We start from the raw sequence: 18,722 nt of genomic DNA on the forward strand, positions 1-18,722 counted from the left end.
GCCCGGATCAGCCCCCGTTCCCGTACGCCGCCGCCGCGTCCCGCTCCAGCCTGGCCTGGGCGCCCGCGACGTCCTCGGGGTTCCTCAGGAAGTCCTGGAGGTCCTTCCACTCGCCCTTGCCGGGCGTGCCGCCGAAGGCCTGCGGGGCCTGGTCGGACATGTCGAAGCGGAAGTCGTCACCGGCCTCGATCAGCGCCTTGGCGATCTTCCGCTGCACCTCGTTCGGGTACGCCGAGAGGGGCACGTTCTTGTTCGGGGAGAGGTAACCGCCCAGCCCGGCCTGGACGGTGGCCGCGTCCGGGGAGGCGAGGAAGGTCACCAGGGCCTGCGCCGCCTCGGAGTCCTTCAGGATCACCGCCGCGTCACCGCCGGAGACCACCGGCGCGCTGTCGCCGACCGCCGGGAAGGGGAACACCTTGGCGTCCGTGCCCACCTTCGACTTGGTCTCGCCGATGTTCACCTGCACGAAGTCGCCCTCGTAGACCATGGCCGACTTCGGCTGGTCGCCGCCGGTGAAGGTCTGGGTGACCGACTGCGGGAACTCCGTCTGCAGCGCGCCCTTCTGGCCGCCCGCCAGATAGTCCTTCTTCCCCCACAGCTCGGCGAGGGTGGTCAGCGCCCGCTTGACCGAGGGATCGGTCCACTTGATCTTGTGCTGGGCCAGCTGGTCGTACTTCTCCGGGCCCGCCTGGGACAGATAGATGTTCTCGAACCAGTCGGTCAGCGGCCAGCCGTCCGCGCCGGCCACCGAGAACGGCGTGACCCCGGAGTCGTACACCGCCTGCGAGGCGGTCAGCAGCTCCTGCCAGGTCTTCGGTTCCTTCGCGCCCGCGTTCTCGAAGACCTGGGTGTTGTACCAGATCAGCGACTTGTTGGCGGCCTTGTAGTAGGCGCCGTACTGCTTGCCGTCGACCTTGCCGATGTCCTGCCAGCCCCGGGAGTAGTTCTCCGCCAGCTCCTTGACGGCCGCCGCGCCGAGCGGCTTGGCCCAGCCCTTGTCCACGGCCTGCTTGATGGCGCCGGGCTGCGGCAGCAGCGCGACGTCCGGCGGCTGGCCGCCCGCGATCTTCGATCCGAGGAAGTTGATGATCGGGTCCTGCGCGGGCACGAAGGTGACCGACGCGCCGGTGCGCTTCTCGAACTCGGCGAGGACCTTCTTGAAGTTGGCCTGCTCGCCGCCGGTCCAGACGGCGGCCACCTCCAGCTTGGCGCCGTCCAGCTTCGGCAGGGTGACGGTGGAACCCGCGGTCGCGCCGGTCGTTCCCCCGGTGCCCTCCTTGTCGTCGTCACCGCCGGCGCAGGCGGTGAGCACGAGGGCCCCCGTGAGCAGGGCGGCGACCGCGGTGACGGCCCGGTGGGCCCGGAATGTGCTGCTCTCGCTGTGCATCACTTCCCCGTTCGTTCGTTCTTCGTTGAACGCGCGTTGAACGTAAGAACTCTGTCCCGTGCGGTCCGGTGTACGCCGGGCCGCTCCACCCGGGCAAGAGCGCCCGGGGGCCGGACCGTCGTATCGTGATCGGCTCGTAACCGGGCACGTATGCAGGGAAGTTCGCGGGGAAGTTCGGGGGGAAGAGCGGCTAGAGCAGGGACGGGACCTCGGTCGCCGCGACCTCGCGGGCCGCCCGCTCCACCGCGCTCGCCAGCAGGGCCAGGTCGGTCGGGCCGTTGCCCAGCTCCCGCACCGGGCGGCGGGCCGGCGGGTCGCCCGTGCGCGCCCAGTCCAGCGGGACCACCGTGGGCCGCTGGGTCGCGGTGCGCGGGATGCGCCCGGTCACCCGGCCGCCCTGGAAGCCCACGGCCGGGCCGTCCGCGTACGTCAGCCGTCCCCGCCCCGGCGCCGGCTGCTCCGGCCCCGGCTGCGGCGCGTCCAGGACGACCCGCAGGGCCGCCCGGCGGGCCGGCTCCGACTGGGCCGTGCGGCCGTCCGCCCCGGCCGCCGCGACCAGGTGCACCCCGAGCCGGTCGCCGTCCCGGGCCACCGCCTCCAGCGCCCTGATCACCGAGCCCGCGGCGGGCCGGCCCGGCGAGCCGAGCGCCGGGGAGACCAGGGCGTCCAGGTCGTCCACGACCACCACCAGCCGGGGCAACGGCGGTGCTGCGGCGGCGCGTTGACGGGACGCCGCGCCCGGCCGCAGCCGCAGCGTGGAGCTGGGCGGCGCCTCGATGTCACCGGAGGCCGACCCCGTGGCGGAGCCGCGCTGGGCCACCATCCGGCCGGACACCTCCCGCCCCGCGTGCCAGCGGGCGAAGTCGGTGCGGCCCAGCAACTCCGCCCGGCGCTTCAGCTCGGCGCTCAGCGACTGCGCGAACTCCCGCATCCGCACGGGGTCGTTGGCGATCAGGTGGGTGGTCACGTGCGGGATGTCCGTGCACACGCGCAGGCCCTCGCCCCGCCCGGCGCCCGTGCCGGCGCCGTCCCGGCCCTCGAGCAGCGCCACGGCCAGCCGGTCCGGCCGCTCGGCGGCGGCCAGCGAGGCGACCACGGTCCGCAGCAGCTCGGTACGGCCGCTGCCGGCCGGGCCCTCGACGAGCAGATGCGGCCCCTCCGACACGAGGTCGACGGTGACCGGGCCGCGCGGCCCGGCGCCGAGCACGGCCCGGGCCCGGCCGCCCGGGGAGTCGGTGTCGTCCGCCGCGTCCGCCCAGCGCGCCATCAGTGACGCCGGGGTGGCGCGGGCCAGTCCCAGCTCGTCCAGCAGCCGGGCCGACCGGGGCAGCGGCACGGCCACGCGCGGGTGCGGCTCACTGTCCGGGCCGTCCGGGCGCAGCGGCGCCAGCGCCCGCGCGAACCGGTCCGCCCAGGCGGCGGAGACGGCGTCCACGGTGCCGTGCGTGCCCGGACCGACCGGGCCGCCCGGCCCGACCCGCAGCAGTTGCAGCGCGGTGGCGACGTCCCCGCTGAGCAGCGCGACGGCACCGCAGTGCCGGAAGGCGGGCGTCACCGCGCAGGCGGCCTCGTACGTCCGCGCCACGGGGGAGACGGGCGAGGCGGGCTCGGTCTCGGCGAGACACACCAGGTGGATCCCGGCCCGCGGCCCGGCCGCGGCCAGCCGCGCGAGGTCGTCCCGCAGGGCGGAACCGCCGGGGTCTCCGTCCACGACGACGACGGTGAACGGCCCTCGGGAGCCGCTGCCGGGGGTGCCGACGGTGCCGGGGGCGCCGAGGGGGTGACGGGCGGGGAGGCCGGAGGTCCGGGCGGGCGTGCCCTGGGCGGGTACGGATATCCCTGCCGGGCCGGTGAGAGCGTGCTGGGCCGGGGCCCCGGCGGGGCCGGCGATCGTCCCGGTGGGCGCGACCATGGCTCCGGCGGGTCCGGGCATCGCTCCGGTGGGTCCGGGCACCGTCCCGATGGGCGAGGGCATCGCTCCGGCGGGCGCGGCTCCGGTCACCGTTCCGGACGGTCCGTCCGGCGCCCCGGCGTGGTCCTCCGCCCGGCGCAGCAGTTCCTCGACGCGGGCCGCGGCCTGCTCGCGGTCGTAGGCCAGCAGCAGCCGACAGTCCTGGCCGCGGCCCGGCCGGACGTGCGGGAGCCAGCCCAGCCAGGCCCACTCCTCCGTACGGTCCGCCACCGGCCGGGAGTGGTCCGCGCTGATCAGCACGATCTCCAGCAGGTCGGGGGAGTGCAGCGCGGCGAGCTGGGCCAGCACCGCGCGGGCCAGCCCGGACAGCCGGGGGCGCGGACCGGCCAGGCCCAGCGCGCCGGCCTCGCGCAGCGCGGCGGTCACCGGTACGGCGGGCAGGAGCCACGAGCCGTCCGGCGCGCTCCGGTCGGCCGTGCCGAGCCGCACGGTCAGCGCCTCCGGGTGGCCCGGCCCGCGCTCCCACAGCCGGGGCCCCGGACCGAGCGCCGTCAGCAGCAGCGCGGCCGGGTCCGGCCAGGTGTCCGGGCGCGGTACGGCACCGGCGGCCGGGCCACCGTCGGCGGCGGGCCCGGGGGCGGCGTCGTACGGCACGGCACCGCCTGCCTGCTCCCCGCGGCCACCGGTCAGCCGCCGGGCCCAGGCCCCGAACCCGCGCCGCCGGGCCCCTTGCGGGAGGGCGGCCGGCCGGGAGGGGGCACCGGCGTCGCCGGGTGCCGGGTGGGTGTCCTGCGGTACGTCGATCCGCCCGGGACGGCCGCCGTACGGGGCGTCGGGGTGCCCGGGGTGGTCGCCGTACTGCGTGTAGGTCGCGCCGTCGGGTCCGGGGAGGCTGCCCGGCGGCAGGTCCGTGCCCCTGACCGGGGTGCTCTTGCGCCCGCCCGGGCGCGGGTCCTCGCCACCGGGCGCCCCGGCGTACGCCGCTCCGGACGCCCCGCCCGGCCCGCCGGCGACCCCGAAGCGGCCCGCGTGGGTGGCGGCACCGCCGGACACCGCGCCCGGCACACCGAGGCCCGCGCTCCGGCTCTCCACGCTCGGCGCCCCGGCCTGCCCCGGCACCACCGGCGACTGCCCGCGCCGGGGATCCCGGGCCTGGGCGGCGGGGGCGAAGGAGCCGTAGGCGTGGTGCGTCTCCCCGAAGGGGCCTGAACCTGAGCCCGAATTCGCAACAGAAAGTGAACCCGGGCCCGCCCCCGCCCCGGAACCCGGCCCCGCCCCCGGCCCGTCACCGCCCACGCCGACCCGTACGCGGCCCTCCCCGTCCGGCACCGCCCGTACCCGTGACCCCGCCCCGCCCGACGGAGTCACCCGCAGGGCGGACTCCCCGATCCGCAGCAGGCCCCCGGCGGGCACCCGTACCGGACGGTCCGTCACCCGTGTGCCGTCCAGGGACGTGCCGTTCGTGGAGCCGAGGTCGGCGACCGCGACCCGGCCGTCCGCGCCGACGGTGACCGCGCAGTGCAGCCGGGAGACGTCGGGATCGTCCAGCGGCACGTCCGCGTCGGCGGAGCGGCCCACGGTGATCCGCCCCCCGTGCAGCAGGTGGACCCCGCCCGCGTCCGGCCCCGCCACCACGTGCAGCTGCGCCGGGGCGGTGTCCAGCTCGGGATGCGGCTCGGGCTCCGCCGGCGCGCCCAGGGACAGTACGGCGCCGTCCACGAGCGGGGGCTCACCGAGCGTGCTCCGGCGCGGATCGAGCCGCTCCGCGCCCGCGTACAGCACCACGGAGGCGCCGGCCTCGCGCCCCGCGCCCCCCTCGCCCGCGACCGCCCCGGCCAGCGCCGAGGCCACCGCGCCCAGCTCCGTGCCCACGGGCGCCGTGACCAGCACGTCGCGGCTCACGGCGCGGCCCCCCTGCGGGGGCGGACCGAGCGGGTCTACGACGGTCAGCCGGATCTGCATCGGCGTCAGCGGTCCCTTCTGCGCGGGTCTGCGCGGGCGCGGACTTCCCCCCACCCCACACGAGCACGTCGGCCAGCGGCCGCCGGAACCGTCCCGGCGGACTGCTGGAGGCATCCTCGCACCTGCCGTCGGCAACGCGCTTGGAACCCGACAGCAAGTGATCTTGATTGGTCGGCTCTGCCCCCAAAAGTGCCGGACCCGGACCCCGTCGGCGATCAGTTGAGATCGGTCACGTCCGGCCCCGGGCAACCGGAGGACCGCGACCGGCGTCTTTCCGTCGAGCCCCGTCCCGAGCGCCCCGGGGATGCCCGGGAACGCGTGGGGGTGCCCCGTAGCACGGCACTACAGTGGGGCGGAACAGCGGGGCACCGGGTCCTCGGGACACCGGGACCGGATGCGCCGGAAGCAAGCGACAGCAACCAGCAGGGAGCGCGTGACGTGCGGCCAGTCGGCAGCAAGTACCTGCTTGAGGAGCCGCTCGGACGCGGCGCCACAGGCACCGTCTGGCGTGCCCGCCAGCGCGAGACGGCGGGCGCCGAGGCCGCCGTGCCCGGACAGCCGGGCGAGACGGTCGCGATCAAGGTCCTCAAGGAGGAGCTGGCGAGCGACCCGGACATCGTGATGCGCTTCCTGCGCGAGCGCTCCGTGCTGCTCCGGCTCACCCACCCGAACATCGTCCGGGTCCGCGACCTGGTCGTGGAGGGCGACCTGCTGGCGCTGGTCATGGACCTGGTCGACGGCCCCGACCTGCACCGCTACCTGCGCGAGAACGGCCCCCTCACCCCGGTCGCCGCGGCCCTGCTGACCGCGCAGATCGCCGACGCCCTCGCCGCGAGCCACGCCGACGGCGTCGTCCACCGCGACCTGAAGCCCGCCAACGTGCTGCTCATGCAGCAGGGCGGCGAGATGCACCCGATGCTGACCGACTTCGGCATCGCCCGCCTCGCCGACTCCCCGGGACTGACCCGTACCCACGAGTTCGTCGGCACCCCCGCCTACGTCGCCCCGGAGTCCGCCGAGGGCCGCCCGCAGACCTCCGCCGTGGACATCTACGGCGCCGGCATCCTGCTGTACGAGCTGGTCACCGGCCGTCCGCCGTTCGCCGGCTCCACCGCCCTCGAGGTGCTGCACCAGCACCTGAGCGCCGAGCCGCGCCGCCCCTCCACCGTCCCGGACCCGCTGTGGACGGTCATAGAGCGCTGCCTGCGCAAGAACCCGGACGAACGGCCCGGCGCCGAGAACCTCGCGCGGGCCCTGCGGGTCGTCGCCGAGGGCGTCGGCGTGCACGCGAACGCCGCGCGGATCGCCGCCGCCGAGGGGGTCGGCGCGCTCCTCGCCCCCGACCCGGCCCCGACCGCCGTCCCGGACGCGCCCGGCGCCGCCGACCCCACCCAGGTGCTGCCGTCGAACGCGCCGTCGGGGGCGTACGACCCGAACGCCGCGACCAGCGTGCTGCCGCACACCGACGGCCCGGCCGGCGCCGCCGACCCCACCGCCGTACTGCCGAACACGGGCGCGGCGGACCCCACGGCCGTCCTGCCGCCGGTCCCGCCGAACCAACAGGGACAGCAGGGGCAGTACGGCCCGCAGGGGCAGCAGCCCGAGCAGCCGCACCCCTGGCAGAACCAGCTGCGCGCCGCCCGCGACCGCAACGAGCAGACGCAGATCCAGTACCTGGACCCGGACGAGGACCCGCTGCGCCGCCGCCCCCAGCGGCAGGTCGCCCCCCGGCCCCAGCAGCAGCCGCGCCCGGCCCCCCAGCCCCGCCCGCAGCAGCCGCAGCCGCGCGGCCGGCAGCGCCCGCAGCAGGCGCCGGGCCACGGCTACCCGCAGCAGCAGCCCCAGCGGTACGCCACGCCCCAGCCGCCGCAGCCCCAGCAGCCCCAGCAGCCGCAGCGGTACGCGCCGCCCGCCCCGCCCGAGCCGCGGCGGCCCGCGCGCGAGCCCCGGGCGCCGCGGCAGCGCAGTGCCAACCCGATGAAGATCCCCGGGCTCGGCTGCCTGAAGGGCTGCCTGTTCACGATCGTCATCCTGATCGTCGTCAGCTGGCTGATCTGGGAGCTGACCCCGCTCCAGGACTGGATCGGCACCGGCAAGGGCTACTGGGACCAGCTGACCGACTGGGCCGGCACGGTGGGCGGCTGGATCAACGACCTGGGCGGCTCCTCCGGGAACTGACCGTCAGGTTGGAGATTTGTCGACACCTGCCGGGTGATTTCCGCCTCCGCGGAGGAGGTTGGCTCGCCGGACGCGTACTTTTAACGACAACACGCGTCTGTAGGAGCAGTCTTGGCACGGAAGATCGGCAGCCGGTACACCGCGAACCAGATCCTGGGGCGGGGGAGCGCCGGGACGGTGTGGCTGGGCGAGGGACCGGACGGCCCCGTCGCCATCAAGCTGCTGCGCGAGGACCTCGCCTCCGACCAGGAGCTCGTCGGACGCTTCGTGCAGGAGCGCACCGCCCTGCTCGGCCTGGAGCACCCGCGCATCGTCACCGTGCGGGACCTGGTGGTCGACGGCAACGACCTGGCCCTGGTCATGGACCTGGTGCGCGGCACCGACCTGCGCACCCGGCTGGAGCGGGAGCGGCGGCTCGCCCCCGAGGCGGCCGTCGCGATCGTCGCCGACGTCGCCGACGCGCTGGCCGCGGCCCACGCCGCCGGGGTCGTCCACCGGGACGTCAAGCCCGAGAACGTCCTGCTCGACATGCAGGGCCCGCTCGGACCGGGCGGCGCCCACCCCGCGCTGCTCACCGACTTCGGCGTGGCCAAGCTGATCGACTCGCCCAAGCGGACCCGCGCCACGAAGATCATCGGCACCCCGGACTACCTGGCCCCGGAGATCGTGGAGGGCCTGCCGCCGCGCGCCGCCGTGGACATCTACGCCCTGGCGACGGTCCTGTACGAGCTGCTGGCCGGCTTCACGCCCTTCGGCGGCGGCCACCCCGGCGCGGTGCTGCGCCGGCACGTCACCGAAACCGTCGTACCGCTGCCCGGCATCCCCGAGGAGCTGTGGCAGCTGCTCGTCCAGTGCCTGGCCAAGGCCCCCGCCTCCCGGCTGCGCGCCTCGGAGCTCGCCGCGCGGCTGCGCGAGCAGCTGCCCACGCTGGCCGGGCTGCCGCCGCTGGAGGTGGACGAGCCGGGACCCGCAGAGGAGGAGGCCGGGGAGCCCGCGCCGGCGGCCGCCCCGGAGGGCGAGCCGGTACGGCGGCGCGGCGCGGTGTCCCTGGTCCCCGGCGCCCGGCCGGACTCCAACCGGGACACGCACACGTCGATGCGGGTGCCCGCGCCGGACGAGCTGGCCGGCGGCGCCCACGGGACCGCCCGCGTGCCCCGGGCCGCCGGCGCGCCCCGCCCGGGCTCGGCCCGTCACCGGGTCGCGGTGCGGCGGCGCCGGGTGACCCTGGGCGTGGCCGGAGTGCTGGTGGCGGCGGCCGTGGGCGTCGGCGCGTGGTTCGCCGCCGCCGACGGGGACGACGGCCGGGCACCCCAGGACACGCACAGCACGTCGGCCCCCTGAGACCCGGGGCGGACCCGACCCGGCCGAGGACGCTTGCCACAGCCGTTACGCTGGAAGGCGTGGCAGTCGTCGATGTATCCGAAGAGCTGAAGTCCCTCTCCTCGACCATGGAGTCGATCGAGGCCGTCCTGGACCTCGACAAGATGAGGGCAGATATCGCCGTGCTTGAGGAGCAGGCGGCGGCCCCGTCCCTGTGGGACAACCCGGACGAGGCGCAGAAGGTCACCAGCAAGCTCTCCCACCTCCAGGCCGAGGTCAGGAAGGCGGAGGCGCTGCGCGGCCGGATCGACGACCTCGCGGTCCTCTTCGAGATGGCCGAGGAGGAGGACGACCCGGACACCCGCGCCGAGGCCGAGTCCGAGCTGGTCTCGGTGAAGAAGGCGCTGGACGAGATGGAGGTGCGCACCCTCCTGTCCGGGGAGTACGACTCCCGTGAGGCGCTCGTCAACATCCGCGCCGAGGCCGGCGGCGTCGACGCGGCCGACTTCGCCGAGAAGCTCCAGCGCATGTACCTGCGCTGGGCCGAGCAGCGCGGTTACAAGACGGAGCTGATCGAGACCTCGTACGCCGAAGAGGCCGGCATCAAGTCGACCACCTTCTCCGTGCAGGCGCCGTACGCCTACGGCACGCTCTCCGTCGAGCAGGGCACGCACCGCCTGGTGCGCATCTCGCCGTTCGACAACCAGGGCCGCCGCCAGACGTCCTTCGCGGGCGTCGAGGTGCTGCCGGTCGTCGAGCAGTCCGACCACGTCGAGATCGACGAGTCCGACCTGCGGATCGACGTCTACCGCTCCTCCGGCCCCGGCGGCCAGGGCGTCAACACGACCGACTCCGCCGTCCGCATCACCCACCTGCCCACCGGCATCGTGGTCTCCTGCCAGAACGAGCGGTCGCAGATCCAGAACAAGGCCACTGCGATGAACGTCCTCCAGGCCAAGCTGCTGGAGCGGCGCCGCCAGGAGGAGCAGGCCAAGATGGACGCCCTCAAGGGCGACGGCGGCAACTCCTGGGGCAACCAGATGCGTTCGTACGTGCTGCACCCCTACCAGATGGTCAAGGACCTGCGCACCGAGCATGAGGTGGGCAACCCGGAGGCCGTGTTCAACGGCGAGATCGACGGGTTCCTGGAGGCCGGTATTCGCTGGCGCAAGCAGCAGGAGAAGTAACTTTGTCGACATGACAACTGCCGTCCGATGGGCGGCAGTTGTTCTTTTGTCCGGGTTTTACATCACACTCACAGGCTCCCATTCCCCCTAAACGCCACCCCATCGGGCATTACGCCCGCAACGCCCTTGACGTTGCTATGAAAAATCGGAAGGGTGGGGCGGCGGCATGCGTATGCGCGGGGCGCATGTGAACCGGGGGATCGAGTTGACGCACTCTTCGTCACCAGCTGCCTCCGTCGATCACGGCACGCCCGTCCCACGTGCCGCCTCATGGACGAACAGCTACTGGGGGTAGCAACCATATGACGAAGAAGACGCGGATCCGGGTCGCGCGGATAGCCGCCGGCGCCGTGATCGCGGCCGGTGCCTCGCTGACCGCGGCGGGCGCGGCTTCCGCCCTGGACCTCGATGTCCAGGCGGGTCCGATCAGCCTCGGCGTGAGCGGTGTCGGCGCCGACGGCGGGAACACCGACGGGGGCAGCTGCCCGGTCGGCATCTGCACCGACGGCGGCACCGACAGCACGGGCGGCGCTGCTGCTTCCGGTGGTGCGGCGGCCTCGGGTGGTGACGCCGCCTCGGGTGGTGCGGCGGCCTCTGGTGGCGATGCTGCTTCCGGCGGTGCGGCGGCCTCGGGCGGTGACGCTGCCTCTGGTGGTGCTGCTGCTTCCGGTGGTGCGGCGGCCTCTGGTGGTGACGCCGCTTCCGGTGGTGCGGCGGCCTCGGGCGGTGACGCCGCCTCGGGTGGTGCTGCCGCTTCCGGTGGTGCGGCGGCCTCTGGTGGTGACGCCGCTTCCGGTGGTGCCGCCGCCTCGGGCGGTGACGCCTCCAACGGCGGTGACGCGTCCATCGGCGGTGTCATCGGCGGCGACAGCGGCAACGGCAACTCGGGCGGCAACGGCAACTCGGGTGGCAACGGCAACGGCGGCAACGGTGGCGACAGCGGCACCGACGGCGGCAACGGCAACTCCGGTGGCAACGGCAACGGCGGCAACTCGGGCGGCGACAGCGGCACGGACGGCGGCACCGGCACCGACGGCGGCACCGGCACCACCGGCACCACGGGCGGTACCGGCTCCACCGGCGGTTCCACCGACGGCGGCACCGGCACCGGCGGCAACAACAACACGCCCAACGGCGGCGGCAACAACACCGTCCCGCAGGACGCCGGCTCCTCGGCGCTGACCGACACCGGCTCCGACACCGTGGCCCAGGGCGGCGACAAGCAGCTCGCCGAGACCGGTGCCGGGCAGACCGCGTTCCTGCTCGTCGGCGCCGCGACCATGATCGCCGGCGGTATCGGCTTCCGCATGCTGCCGCGCCTGGTCAACGGCCGGAGCGGCGCCGCTGCCTGAGCGTGACCGCGCGGTCACGCACCGCAAGCACAGCGCATACGTAAGGGCCCGGAGCCAGGCGCTCCGGGCCCTTACGGCATGCTCACGCCGTCTGGTGCGCCAGCAGCGCCACCGCGGCGATCAGCACCGCCAGCAGCGCGATCAGCGCCATCGGGTTCAGCCCGTTCAGGCCCCCGAAGAAGCCCTCCTGCTGCAGTCGCTCGCGGTTGGCACGGCACACCGGGCACCGGCCCTCGCTCACGGGCGCCGCGCAGTTCGCGCACACCAACCGGTCGTACGTCATGCGCTCGCCCTCCTTGCACCGGCCATCACATGTACAACGCTCACGGGAACGGGAACGTTCCCCGGCGCTCCCGTCGTCCTTCGTCTTCCTTCTTCCACTGTGCCAGGTTCCCGCGGAGCGTGCGCGGGGCCCGCACCCGGGCGTAGGCGGGGGGTACGGACACCGGGAGGTACAAAAACGTACAAGTCTTGCCCAACCTCAACCTGTGCCTGCGCTCGCACACCCGGTTCGCGTATGGTCACGCTCATCTACCCCCGGCGACCCGTGGTGCATCCGTGATCCGATTCGACAACGTCTCCAAGGTCTACCCCAAGCAGACCCGCCCCGCACTCAGGGATGTCTCCCTGGAGGTGGAGAAGGGCGAGTTCGTCTTCCTCGTGGGGTCCTCCGGCTCCGGAAAGTCCACCTTCCTGCGGCTCATCCTCCGCGAGGAGCGGTGCAGCCACGGCCAGGTGCACGTGCTCGGCAAGGACCTCGCGCGCCTGTCCAACTGGAAGGTGCCGCAGATGCGCCGCCAGCTGGGCACCGTCTTCCAGGACTTCCGGCTGCTGCCGAACAAGACGGTCGCGGAGAACGTGGCCTTCGCCCAGGAGGTGATCGGCAAGTCCCGCGGCGAGATCCGCAAGTCCGTGCCGCAGGTGCTCGACCTGGTCGGGCTCGGCGGCAAGGAGGACCGCAGGCCCGGCGAGCTGTCCGGCGGTGAACAGCAGCGCGTCGCCATCGCGCGCGCGTTCGTCAACCGGCCCAAACTGCTCATCGCCGACGAGCCCACCGGCAACCTCGACCCGCAGACCTCCGTCGGCATCATGAAGCTGCTCGACCGGATCAACCGGACGGGCACCACCGTCATCATGGCGACGCACGACCAGAACATCGTGGACCAGATGCGCAAGCGCGTCATCGAGCTGGAGAAGGGCCGCCTCGTCCGCGACCAGGCCCGCGGCGTCTACGGCTACCAGCACTGACCGCACCCAGTTCCCGAAAGGCCTGAAGAAGTAGCCATGCGCGCCCAGTTCGTCCTGTCGGAGATCGGTGTCGGTCTCCGCCGCAACCTGACGATGACCTTCGCCGTCATCGTCTCCGTCGCCCTGTCCCTGGCCCTGTTCGGCGGCTCGCTGCTGATGAGCGACCAGGTCAGCACCATGAAGGGCTACTGGTACGACAAGGTCAACGTCTCGATCTTCCTGTGCAACAAGCACGACGCGGAGAACGACGTGCACTGCGCCAAGGGCGCGGTCACCGAGGACCAGAAGAAGCAGATCCTCGCGGACCTGAAGCAGATGCCGGTCGTCGAGAACGTGACCTACGAGTCCCAGGACGAGGCGTACAAGCACTACAAGGAGCAGTTCGGCAACTCCCCGCTGGCCGGCTCGCTGACGCCGGACCAGATGCAGGAGTCGTACCGGATCAAGCTCAAGGACCCGCAGAAGTACCAGGTGATCGCGAGCGCGTTCAACGGGCGGGACGGCGTGCAGTCGGTGCAGGACCAGAAGGGCATCCTGGACAACCTCTTCCAGCTGCTGAACCTGATGAACCGGGGCGCGCTCGGCGTGATGGCGATGATGCTGATCGTCGCCCTGCTGCTGATCGTCAACACCGTGCGCGTCTCGGCGTTCAGCCGCCGGCGCGAGACCGGCATCATGCGCCTGGTCGGCGCCTCGGGCTTCTACATCCAGGCGCCGTTCATCGCCGAGGCCGCGGTCGCCGGACTCATCGGCGGCGGCCTGGCCTGTGTGGCCCTCGTGCTCGGCCGGTACTTCACCATCGACCACGGCATGGACCTCTCCCACAAGCTGACCCTCATCAACTTCGTGGGCTGGGACGCCGTGTTGACCAAGCTGCCGCTGATCCTGGCGACCAGCGTGCTGATGCCGTCCCTGGCGGCGTTCTTCGCGCTCCGCAAATACTTGAAGGTGTGACGCACACCAAGAAGGGCCGTACGGGCAACCGCCCGTGCGGCCCTTCGCGTTGTCCTAGACTCACCGCCATGTCAGGCCGTGACCCCCTCTGCAGTCCCCGCCGCGTCCGCCGCGGCGCCGCCCTGACACTGGTCTTCGCCGGAGTGCTGGGGGCGGGCGCCGCCACCGACGCCTTCCCGGGGCCCGGCGCCCCGCAGCGCAGGGCCGTCGCCGCACCGGCGGACCCGGCCGCCCGGCCCGAGGCCGTGCGGGAGGCCGCCGCCGCGGCGATGGCCGCCGGCAAGTCCCCGACGGAGGCCGCCGAACGGGCCGTCAGCCGCAGCGGCGACCGCTGGGCCGCGGTCTACTCCGAGGGCGAGTACCAGGAGTTCCAGGACGCGCTCGACGGCCGCTACACCGGTGTCGGGCTGTGGGCGCGGCAGGAGCCGGCCGGCGGGATCGAGGTCACCCGGGTGCGGCCCGGCTCGCCCGCCGCCGACGCCGGGATCCGGGCCGGCGACCGGCTGCGCAGCGTCGACGGCCACCGCACCGACGGCCGGCCGGTCACCGAGGTGATCGCCCTGCTGCGCGGCGACGCGCGCGGCGACGGCAGGGCGGATGCCCCGGCCGGTACGACGGTCACGCTCGGCCTGGAGCGGGGCACGCGCGCGTGGACGAGGACCCTGCGCCGGGCCAGGCTGTCCACCGACCCCGTGACCGTGAGCCGGCTGCCCGGCGCGGTCACCGCCGTCAAGGTCTCCGCGTTCACCAAGGGCTCCGCCGACGCGGTGCGCGCGGCCCTGCGCACCGCCCCCGCCGACGGCCGCACCATCCTCGACCTGCGCGGCAACTCCGGCGGCCTGGTCACCGAGGCCGTGTCCACCGCCTCCGCCTTCCTGGACGGCGGCCTGGTCGCCACCTACGACGTCGACGGCGCCCAGCGCGCCCTGCACGCCGACCCGGGCGGCGACACCGCCCGGCCGCTGGTCGTCCTCGTCGACGGCGGCACCATGAGCGCGGCCGAGCTGCTCACCGGCGCCCTCCAGGACCGGGGGCGCGCGGTGGTGATCGGGTCGCGCACCTTCGGCAAGGGCTCCGTCCAGATGCCGACGAAGCTGCCCGACGGCTCGGTGGCCGAGCTGACCGTCGGCCACTACCGCACCCCGTCCGGGCACACCGTCGACGGCCGGGGCATCACCCCCGACCTGGAGGCGGGCCCGGACCAGGCCCTGCCCCGGGCCCGTACGGTGCTCACCGGGCTGGGCGACCCGTCGTAGCCGCGCCGCGCGCCCACCCGTAAACGGCTGTACTCACCACCCCTGTGTGGTGCGAAAATGGCGGCACTATGAGCAAGGGAATGTACGTACCGAAGGAGTCCCAGCCCAAGCACGGCGGGGCCGCCAAGGCCAGGGACGGCGAGAAGGGCGGCAAGCGCAAGATCGTCGCCCAGAACAAGAAGGCCCGGCACGACTACGCGATCATCGACACCTTCGAGGCCGGGCTCGTGCTCATGGGCACGGAGGTCAAGTCGCTGCGCGAGGGACGGACCTCGCTGACCGACGGCTTCGTCCACATCGACCGGGGCGAGGCGTGGCTGCACAACGCCCACATCCCCGAGTATCACCAGGGCAGCTGGACCAACCACTCCGCGCGCCGCAAGCGCAAGCTGCTCCTGCACCGCGAGGAGATCGACAAGCTGGAGGCGAAGTCCCAGGAGACGGGGCACACGATCGTGCCCCTCGCCATCTACTTCAAGGACGGCCGGGCGAAGGCCGAGATCGCTCTCGCGCGGGGCAAGAAGGAGTACGACAAGCGGCAGACGCTGCGCGAGCAGCAGGACCGGCGGGAGGCGGCCCGGGCGATCGCGGCGGCGAAGCGCCGGCAGCGCGGCGCCTAGCCGGCCGGCCACGGGAATAGGCTGGCATCGGCCCGCGTTGTTCCCGTACGATGGCACCTGCACCTCACAGTGGGTGCGCACCTTGAGAAATCAACATGGGGATGATCGGTTTCGACAGCGGCTGTCGAAGCAGGGGAAGCGTGTCGAGGAAGCGGCAATGATCTCGTAAACCATATGTCGCAAAAAATAATCGCCAACACCAAGCGCGATTCCTTCGCCCTCGCTGCCTAAGTAGCGACTTGCGAAGTGTCAGCCCGGGGCTGTTCCCGACCCGGATCCTGGCATCAGCTAGGGAACTAAACCTCTAGACCCGGTCACGGGGTGTAGAGGGAAATCAAACAGTGACTGAGCCCGTCGGAGACTTGTCCGCGTGATCTCCGGGGCCGAGAAAATCGCAGCGGACTGCACACGGAGAAGCCCTGATTCCGCACCGTTGGACGCGGGTTCGATTCCCGCCATCTCCACGAGGCCCCCTAGGGGGCCGACCCCATGTGGGCAAGGCCCCGTCACACTGAGTGGCGGGGCCTTCGCCTTGCCCCCTCCCGTCCGCCCGCCACGCCGACGAGCAGGGCCAGGAAGGCCGCCGCGGCCGGTACGGCGAAGGCGGTGACGGGGGAGAGGCGCTCGGCCGCCCAGCCGCCCGCCGCCGAGCCGCCAGCGATCCCGGCGAGCAGCCCGGTCACCATCAGGCTCATGCCCTCGTTCAGCCGGCCGGCCGGGGTGCGCCGCTGCACCAGCGCCATCGCCGTCACCATGGTCGGCGCGGTCGCCATGCCCGCGACCAGCAGCGCACCGGCGAGCACCACGAGCGAGCCGGTGCCGGCCGCCGCCCGGGGCAGCACCATCAAGGCGGCCATCGCCGCCAGGCACGGGACGAGCCGGGGCCGGGCCGACCCGAACGCCCCGTACGCCAGCCCCGCCGCGCACGAGCCCGCCGCCTGGAGCGCGAGCACCGCGCCGCCCGCCGCGCGGTGCCCCTGCGCGTCGGCGTAGGCGAGGGTGACGACCTCCAGGGAACCGAACACGGCTCCGGTCGCCGTGAAGCAGACCAGCAGCGCCGGGATGCCCGGGCCGCGCAACGGTGACGGCCCCTGGGACCGGGCCGTCGGCGGCGGCTCGGTCGCCCGCTGGGCGGTGAACAGCAGCATCCCGGCGAGCAGCAGCACCGCCCCCGTGAGCGTGCCCGCCTCCGGGAAGAACGTTCCGGTCAGGAAGGAGGCGAGGACCGGCCCGAGCATGAAGCACAGCTCGTCCGCGGCCTGCTCGAACGCGTTCGCCGTGTGCAGCGCGCCGGGCTCGTCCCGCAGCAGATGGGCCCAGCGGGCACGGGAGAGGCCGCCGATGTTCGGGGTGGTCGCGGTGCAGGCGTAGGCCGCGAAGAGGGTCCAGTCGGGGGCGTCGCAGCGGACGCACAGCAGCAGGGCGAGGCTGCCGAGCACGGAGACGACCGTGGCCGGCAGCGCGATCCGGGCCTGCCCGTGCCGGTCCACCAGCCGGGCGACGAAGGGCCCGGCCACCGCGGTCGCCGCGAGCCCGGTCGCGGTGACGGCACCGGCGAGGGCGTACGAGCCCCGGGCACCGGCGATCATCACGACCGCGCTCACGCTGAACATGCCCATGGGAAGGCGGGCGAGGAGGTTGCCGGCGGTGAAGGCACGGGCGCCGGGGAGCCCGAACAGCCGCCGGTACCCGGAGAGTCCGGTGGTTCTCTTCCGTATCCGGCGTTCCTGGGTGGTCGGTTGAGGCATGCCCCCACGGTCACCCGGAGGGGATCACCGGGTCCAACACCTGCGCGGCGCCGATTGACGCACCCGCGTTGTAGATTCGCTCCGTGCCCGCATCCCTGGACCCGCGCCTGCTGCGCGCCTTCGTGGCCGTGGCGGAGGACCTGCACTTCACCCGGGCCGCGGCCCGCCTCTACGTAGCCCAGCAGGCGCTCAGCCGTGATGTACGGCGGCTGGAGCGGGAGTTGGGCGCGGAGCTGTTCGTCCGCACAACCCGGCAGGTCACCCTCACGACCGACGGCGAGCGCCTGCTGCCGTACGCGCGCCGGGTCCTCGCCGCCCAGGACGACCTGCTCGCCGCGTTCGCGGCCGGACAGGCCCGCCCGCTGCTGGTCGACCTGAACACGGCGGGCCTGGCCACCGGCCGCCGGGTGCTGCACCGGGCCCGCGAACTCGCCCCCGACTGCGAGCTGATGGCCCGCTACGAGAGCGGGCTCACCGGCGCCGCCGCCGATCTGCTGGCCGGCCGCCTGGACGTCTCCTTCGGCCGCTTCGCCGGCCTCGACCCGGCACTCCGCTCCGGCCTCGTACAGCAGCCGGTGCGGTACGAGCCGATGGCCGTCGTCCTGCCCGAGGACCACCCGCTGGCGCCCCTGCCCGAGGTCCCGGTGTCCGCGCTGGCCGGGGAGACGCTGTACGCCGGCGCGGGCAACCCGCGCACCCGGGAGTGGACCGACCTGGCCCTGCGCCTGTTCGAGGGCCGGGGGATCCGGCTCGCGCCGCCGCTGCCGATGGCCGTCGGCGACGAGGAGTTCACCCGCGTCATGGCGAAGACCGGGAACCCGGTCCTGGCGGTGGTGGACTTCCCGCCCAGGCCCGGCACGGTCCGCCGCCCCCTCGTGGCCCCCGTCCCGCTGTCCCCCGTCTCCCTGGTCTGGCGCAGGGGCCTGGTCCACCCCGGCCTGACGGCCCTGAGACGTGCGGCGGCGCACACCGCCCGGTCGGAGGGCTGGCTGCGCCGCCCGGCCGACGGCTGGCTCCCGGCGGTGGACGAGGAGACCATGGCGGCCGGCATCACGCCGGATGGGCGACCGCGTCCCGCTGCAACTGGACGGCCGCGAGCAGACTCAGGTCCGGCTCGGCCTGGCGCAGCGCCTTGACCGCGGCGACGGAGTCGATGTCCCCGGCGAACCCGACCCCGGCGAGCCGCTCCCGCACCCACGCGGCCCGCAGCGCCCCCTCGTCCGCCCCGGCGACACCCCCGACCACGGCGACGGCCCGCTCCAGCCCGGCCCGCTCCCGCTCCGGGGCCCCGTCCAGCACCTCCCGCAACGCCGCCAGCACGACATCGGCGTCCCGGATGACGAGCACACAGTCCTGCTTCTTGCCGAATCCCGCGAGTCCCTTCATATGGATCATGCTCGCTCCGACCGACGGCACCCTCCAAACCACTTGAGCAGTTCCAGAGGGTCAGCCGGCTCACCGGGGCGCGGGGCAGGGGTGGTCGCCGAGGGTGAGCGTGACCTGTGGCCGTGTTCGGATCGGTCAGGTGGTGTTCGAACCGGATGTAGCCGGATACCGGCCCGCGCCGGCGGGTCAGGCCCCCTCACCGGTCGCCCCCC

The 18,722-nt window shown here is 73.9% G+C and carries 14 protein-coding genes and 1 other RNA gene; 10 read left to right on the forward strand and 5 right to left on the reverse strand.

Going from position 1 to position 18,722, the window contains the following annotated elements; genetic code table 11:
* Window positions 1–7 precede the first annotated feature (7 nt).
* Window positions 8–1,387, reverse strand: coding sequence for an ABC transporter substrate-binding protein (locus ACSURM_RS22500; RefSeq protein WP_436957441.1), 1,380 nt, complete (start codon window positions 1,385–1,387; stop codon window positions 8–10).
* A gap of 190 nt (window positions 1,388–1,577) precedes the next feature.
* A complete protein-coding gene (locus ACSURM_RS22505; RefSeq protein WP_436957443.1) occupies window positions 1,578–5,261 on the reverse strand; it encodes an FHA domain-containing protein in 3,684 nt (1,227 codons plus the stop codon).
* A 438-nt stretch (window positions 5,262–5,699) separates the two neighbouring features.
* On the opposite strand from ACSURM_RS22505, the gene ACSURM_RS22510 reads away from it, so the two are divergent.
* From ACSURM_RS22510 to ACSURM_RS22525, 4 genes are all read left to right on the forward strand, one after another.
* The gene (locus ACSURM_RS22510; RefSeq protein ID WP_436957445.1) at window positions 5,700–7,439 is read left to right on the forward strand and encodes a serine/threonine-protein kinase; all 1,740 of its coding nucleotides are present in this window, start codon (window positions 5,700–5,702) and stop codon (window positions 7,437–7,439) included.
* Between the two features lie 111 nt (window positions 7,440–7,550).
* The gene (locus ACSURM_RS22515; RefSeq protein ID WP_436957447.1) at window positions 7,551–8,780 is read left to right on the forward strand and encodes a serine/threonine-protein kinase; all 1,230 of its coding nucleotides are present in this window, start codon (window positions 7,551–7,553) and stop codon (window positions 8,778–8,780) included.
* Window positions 8,781–8,839: 59 nt separating this feature from the next.
* Window positions 8,840–9,946, forward strand: coding sequence for a peptide chain release factor 2 (gene prfB, locus ACSURM_RS22520; RefSeq protein WP_436957449.1), 1,107 nt, complete (start codon window positions 8,840–8,842; stop codon window positions 9,944–9,946).
* Window positions 9,947–10,248: 302 nt separating this feature from the next.
* Complete coding sequence (locus tag ACSURM_RS22525) at window positions 10,249–11,298, forward strand: hypothetical protein (RefSeq protein WP_436957450.1); 1,050 nt, start codon at window positions 10,249–10,251, stop codon at window positions 11,296–11,298.
* Between the two features lie 82 nt (window positions 11,299–11,380).
* Here the strand turns inward: ACSURM_RS22525 and ACSURM_RS22530 are convergent, their stop codons facing one another.
* Complete coding sequence (locus ACSURM_RS22530; RefSeq protein ID WP_030782860.1) at window positions 11,381–11,581, reverse strand: hypothetical protein; 201 nt, start codon at window positions 11,579–11,581, stop codon at window positions 11,381–11,383.
* A gap of 275 nt (window positions 11,582–11,856) precedes the next feature.
* On the opposite strand from ACSURM_RS22530, the gene ftsE reads away from it, so the two are divergent.
* The 5 genes from ftsE (at window position 11,857) to ssrA (ending at window position 15,843) form a co-directional block, all read left to right on the forward strand.
* Window positions 11,857–12,546 carry a cell division ATP-binding protein FtsE gene (gene ftsE / locus ACSURM_RS22535; RefSeq protein WP_030610589.1) on the forward strand — a complete coding sequence of 230 codons (690 nt, stop codon included), beginning with the start codon at window positions 11,857–11,859 and terminating at the stop codon, window positions 12,544–12,546.
* A gap of 36 nt (window positions 12,547–12,582) precedes the next feature.
* Window positions 12,583–13,500, forward strand: a complete 918-nt coding sequence (gene ftsX / locus ACSURM_RS22540) for a permease-like cell division protein FtsX (RefSeq protein ID WP_189995962.1) — start codon at window positions 12,583–12,585, stop codon at window positions 13,498–13,500.
* 68 nt (window positions 13,501–13,568) lie between these two features.
* On the forward strand, window positions 13,569–14,756 hold the full coding sequence (locus ACSURM_RS22545; protein ID WP_436957453.1) for a S41 family peptidase: 1,188 nt from the start codon (window positions 13,569–13,571) through the stop codon (window positions 14,754–14,756).
* A gap of 80 nt (window positions 14,757–14,836) precedes the next feature.
* Window positions 14,837–15,376 (forward strand): SsrA-binding protein SmpB, encoded by a 540-nt coding sequence (gene smpB / locus ACSURM_RS22550; RefSeq protein ID WP_436961164.1) that lies wholly within the window; start codon window positions 14,837–14,839, stop codon window positions 15,374–15,376.
* Window positions 15,377–15,473: 97 nt separating this feature from the next.
* Window positions 15,474–15,843: a transfer-messenger RNA gene (gene ssrA, locus ACSURM_RS22555) on the forward strand.
* Window positions 15,844–15,882: 39 nt separating this feature from the next.
* Here the strand turns inward: ssrA and ACSURM_RS22560 are convergent.
* Window positions 15,883–17,124, reverse strand: a complete 1,242-nt coding sequence (locus ACSURM_RS22560; protein ID WP_436957455.1) for an MFS transporter — start codon at window positions 17,122–17,124, stop codon at window positions 15,883–15,885.
* An 83-nt stretch (window positions 17,125–17,207) separates the two neighbouring features.
* Here ACSURM_RS22560 and ACSURM_RS22565 point away from each other — a divergent pair, with 83 nt between their 5' ends.
* The gene (locus ACSURM_RS22565) at window positions 17,208–18,260 is read left to right on the forward strand and encodes a LysR family transcriptional regulator (protein WP_436957457.1); all 1,053 of its coding nucleotides are present in this window, start codon (window positions 17,208–17,210) and stop codon (window positions 18,258–18,260) included.
* Here ACSURM_RS22565 and ACSURM_RS22570 read toward each other — a convergent pair.
* Window positions 18,175–18,510, reverse strand: coding sequence for a hypothetical protein (locus tag ACSURM_RS22570; RefSeq protein ID WP_436961165.1), 336 nt, complete (start codon window positions 18,508–18,510; stop codon window positions 18,175–18,177). The two genes, ACSURM_RS22565 and ACSURM_RS22570, sit on opposite strands and share 86 nt — an antisense overlap.
* Window positions 18,511–18,722 lie beyond the last annotated feature (212 nt).

The sequence above is a fragment of the Streptomyces sp. SudanB182_2057 genome (genome assembly GCF_964272715.1).
In the GTDB taxonomy this organism is placed as follows: Bacteria; Actinomycetota; Actinomycetes; order Streptomycetales; family Streptomycetaceae; genus Streptomyces; species Streptomyces rubradiris.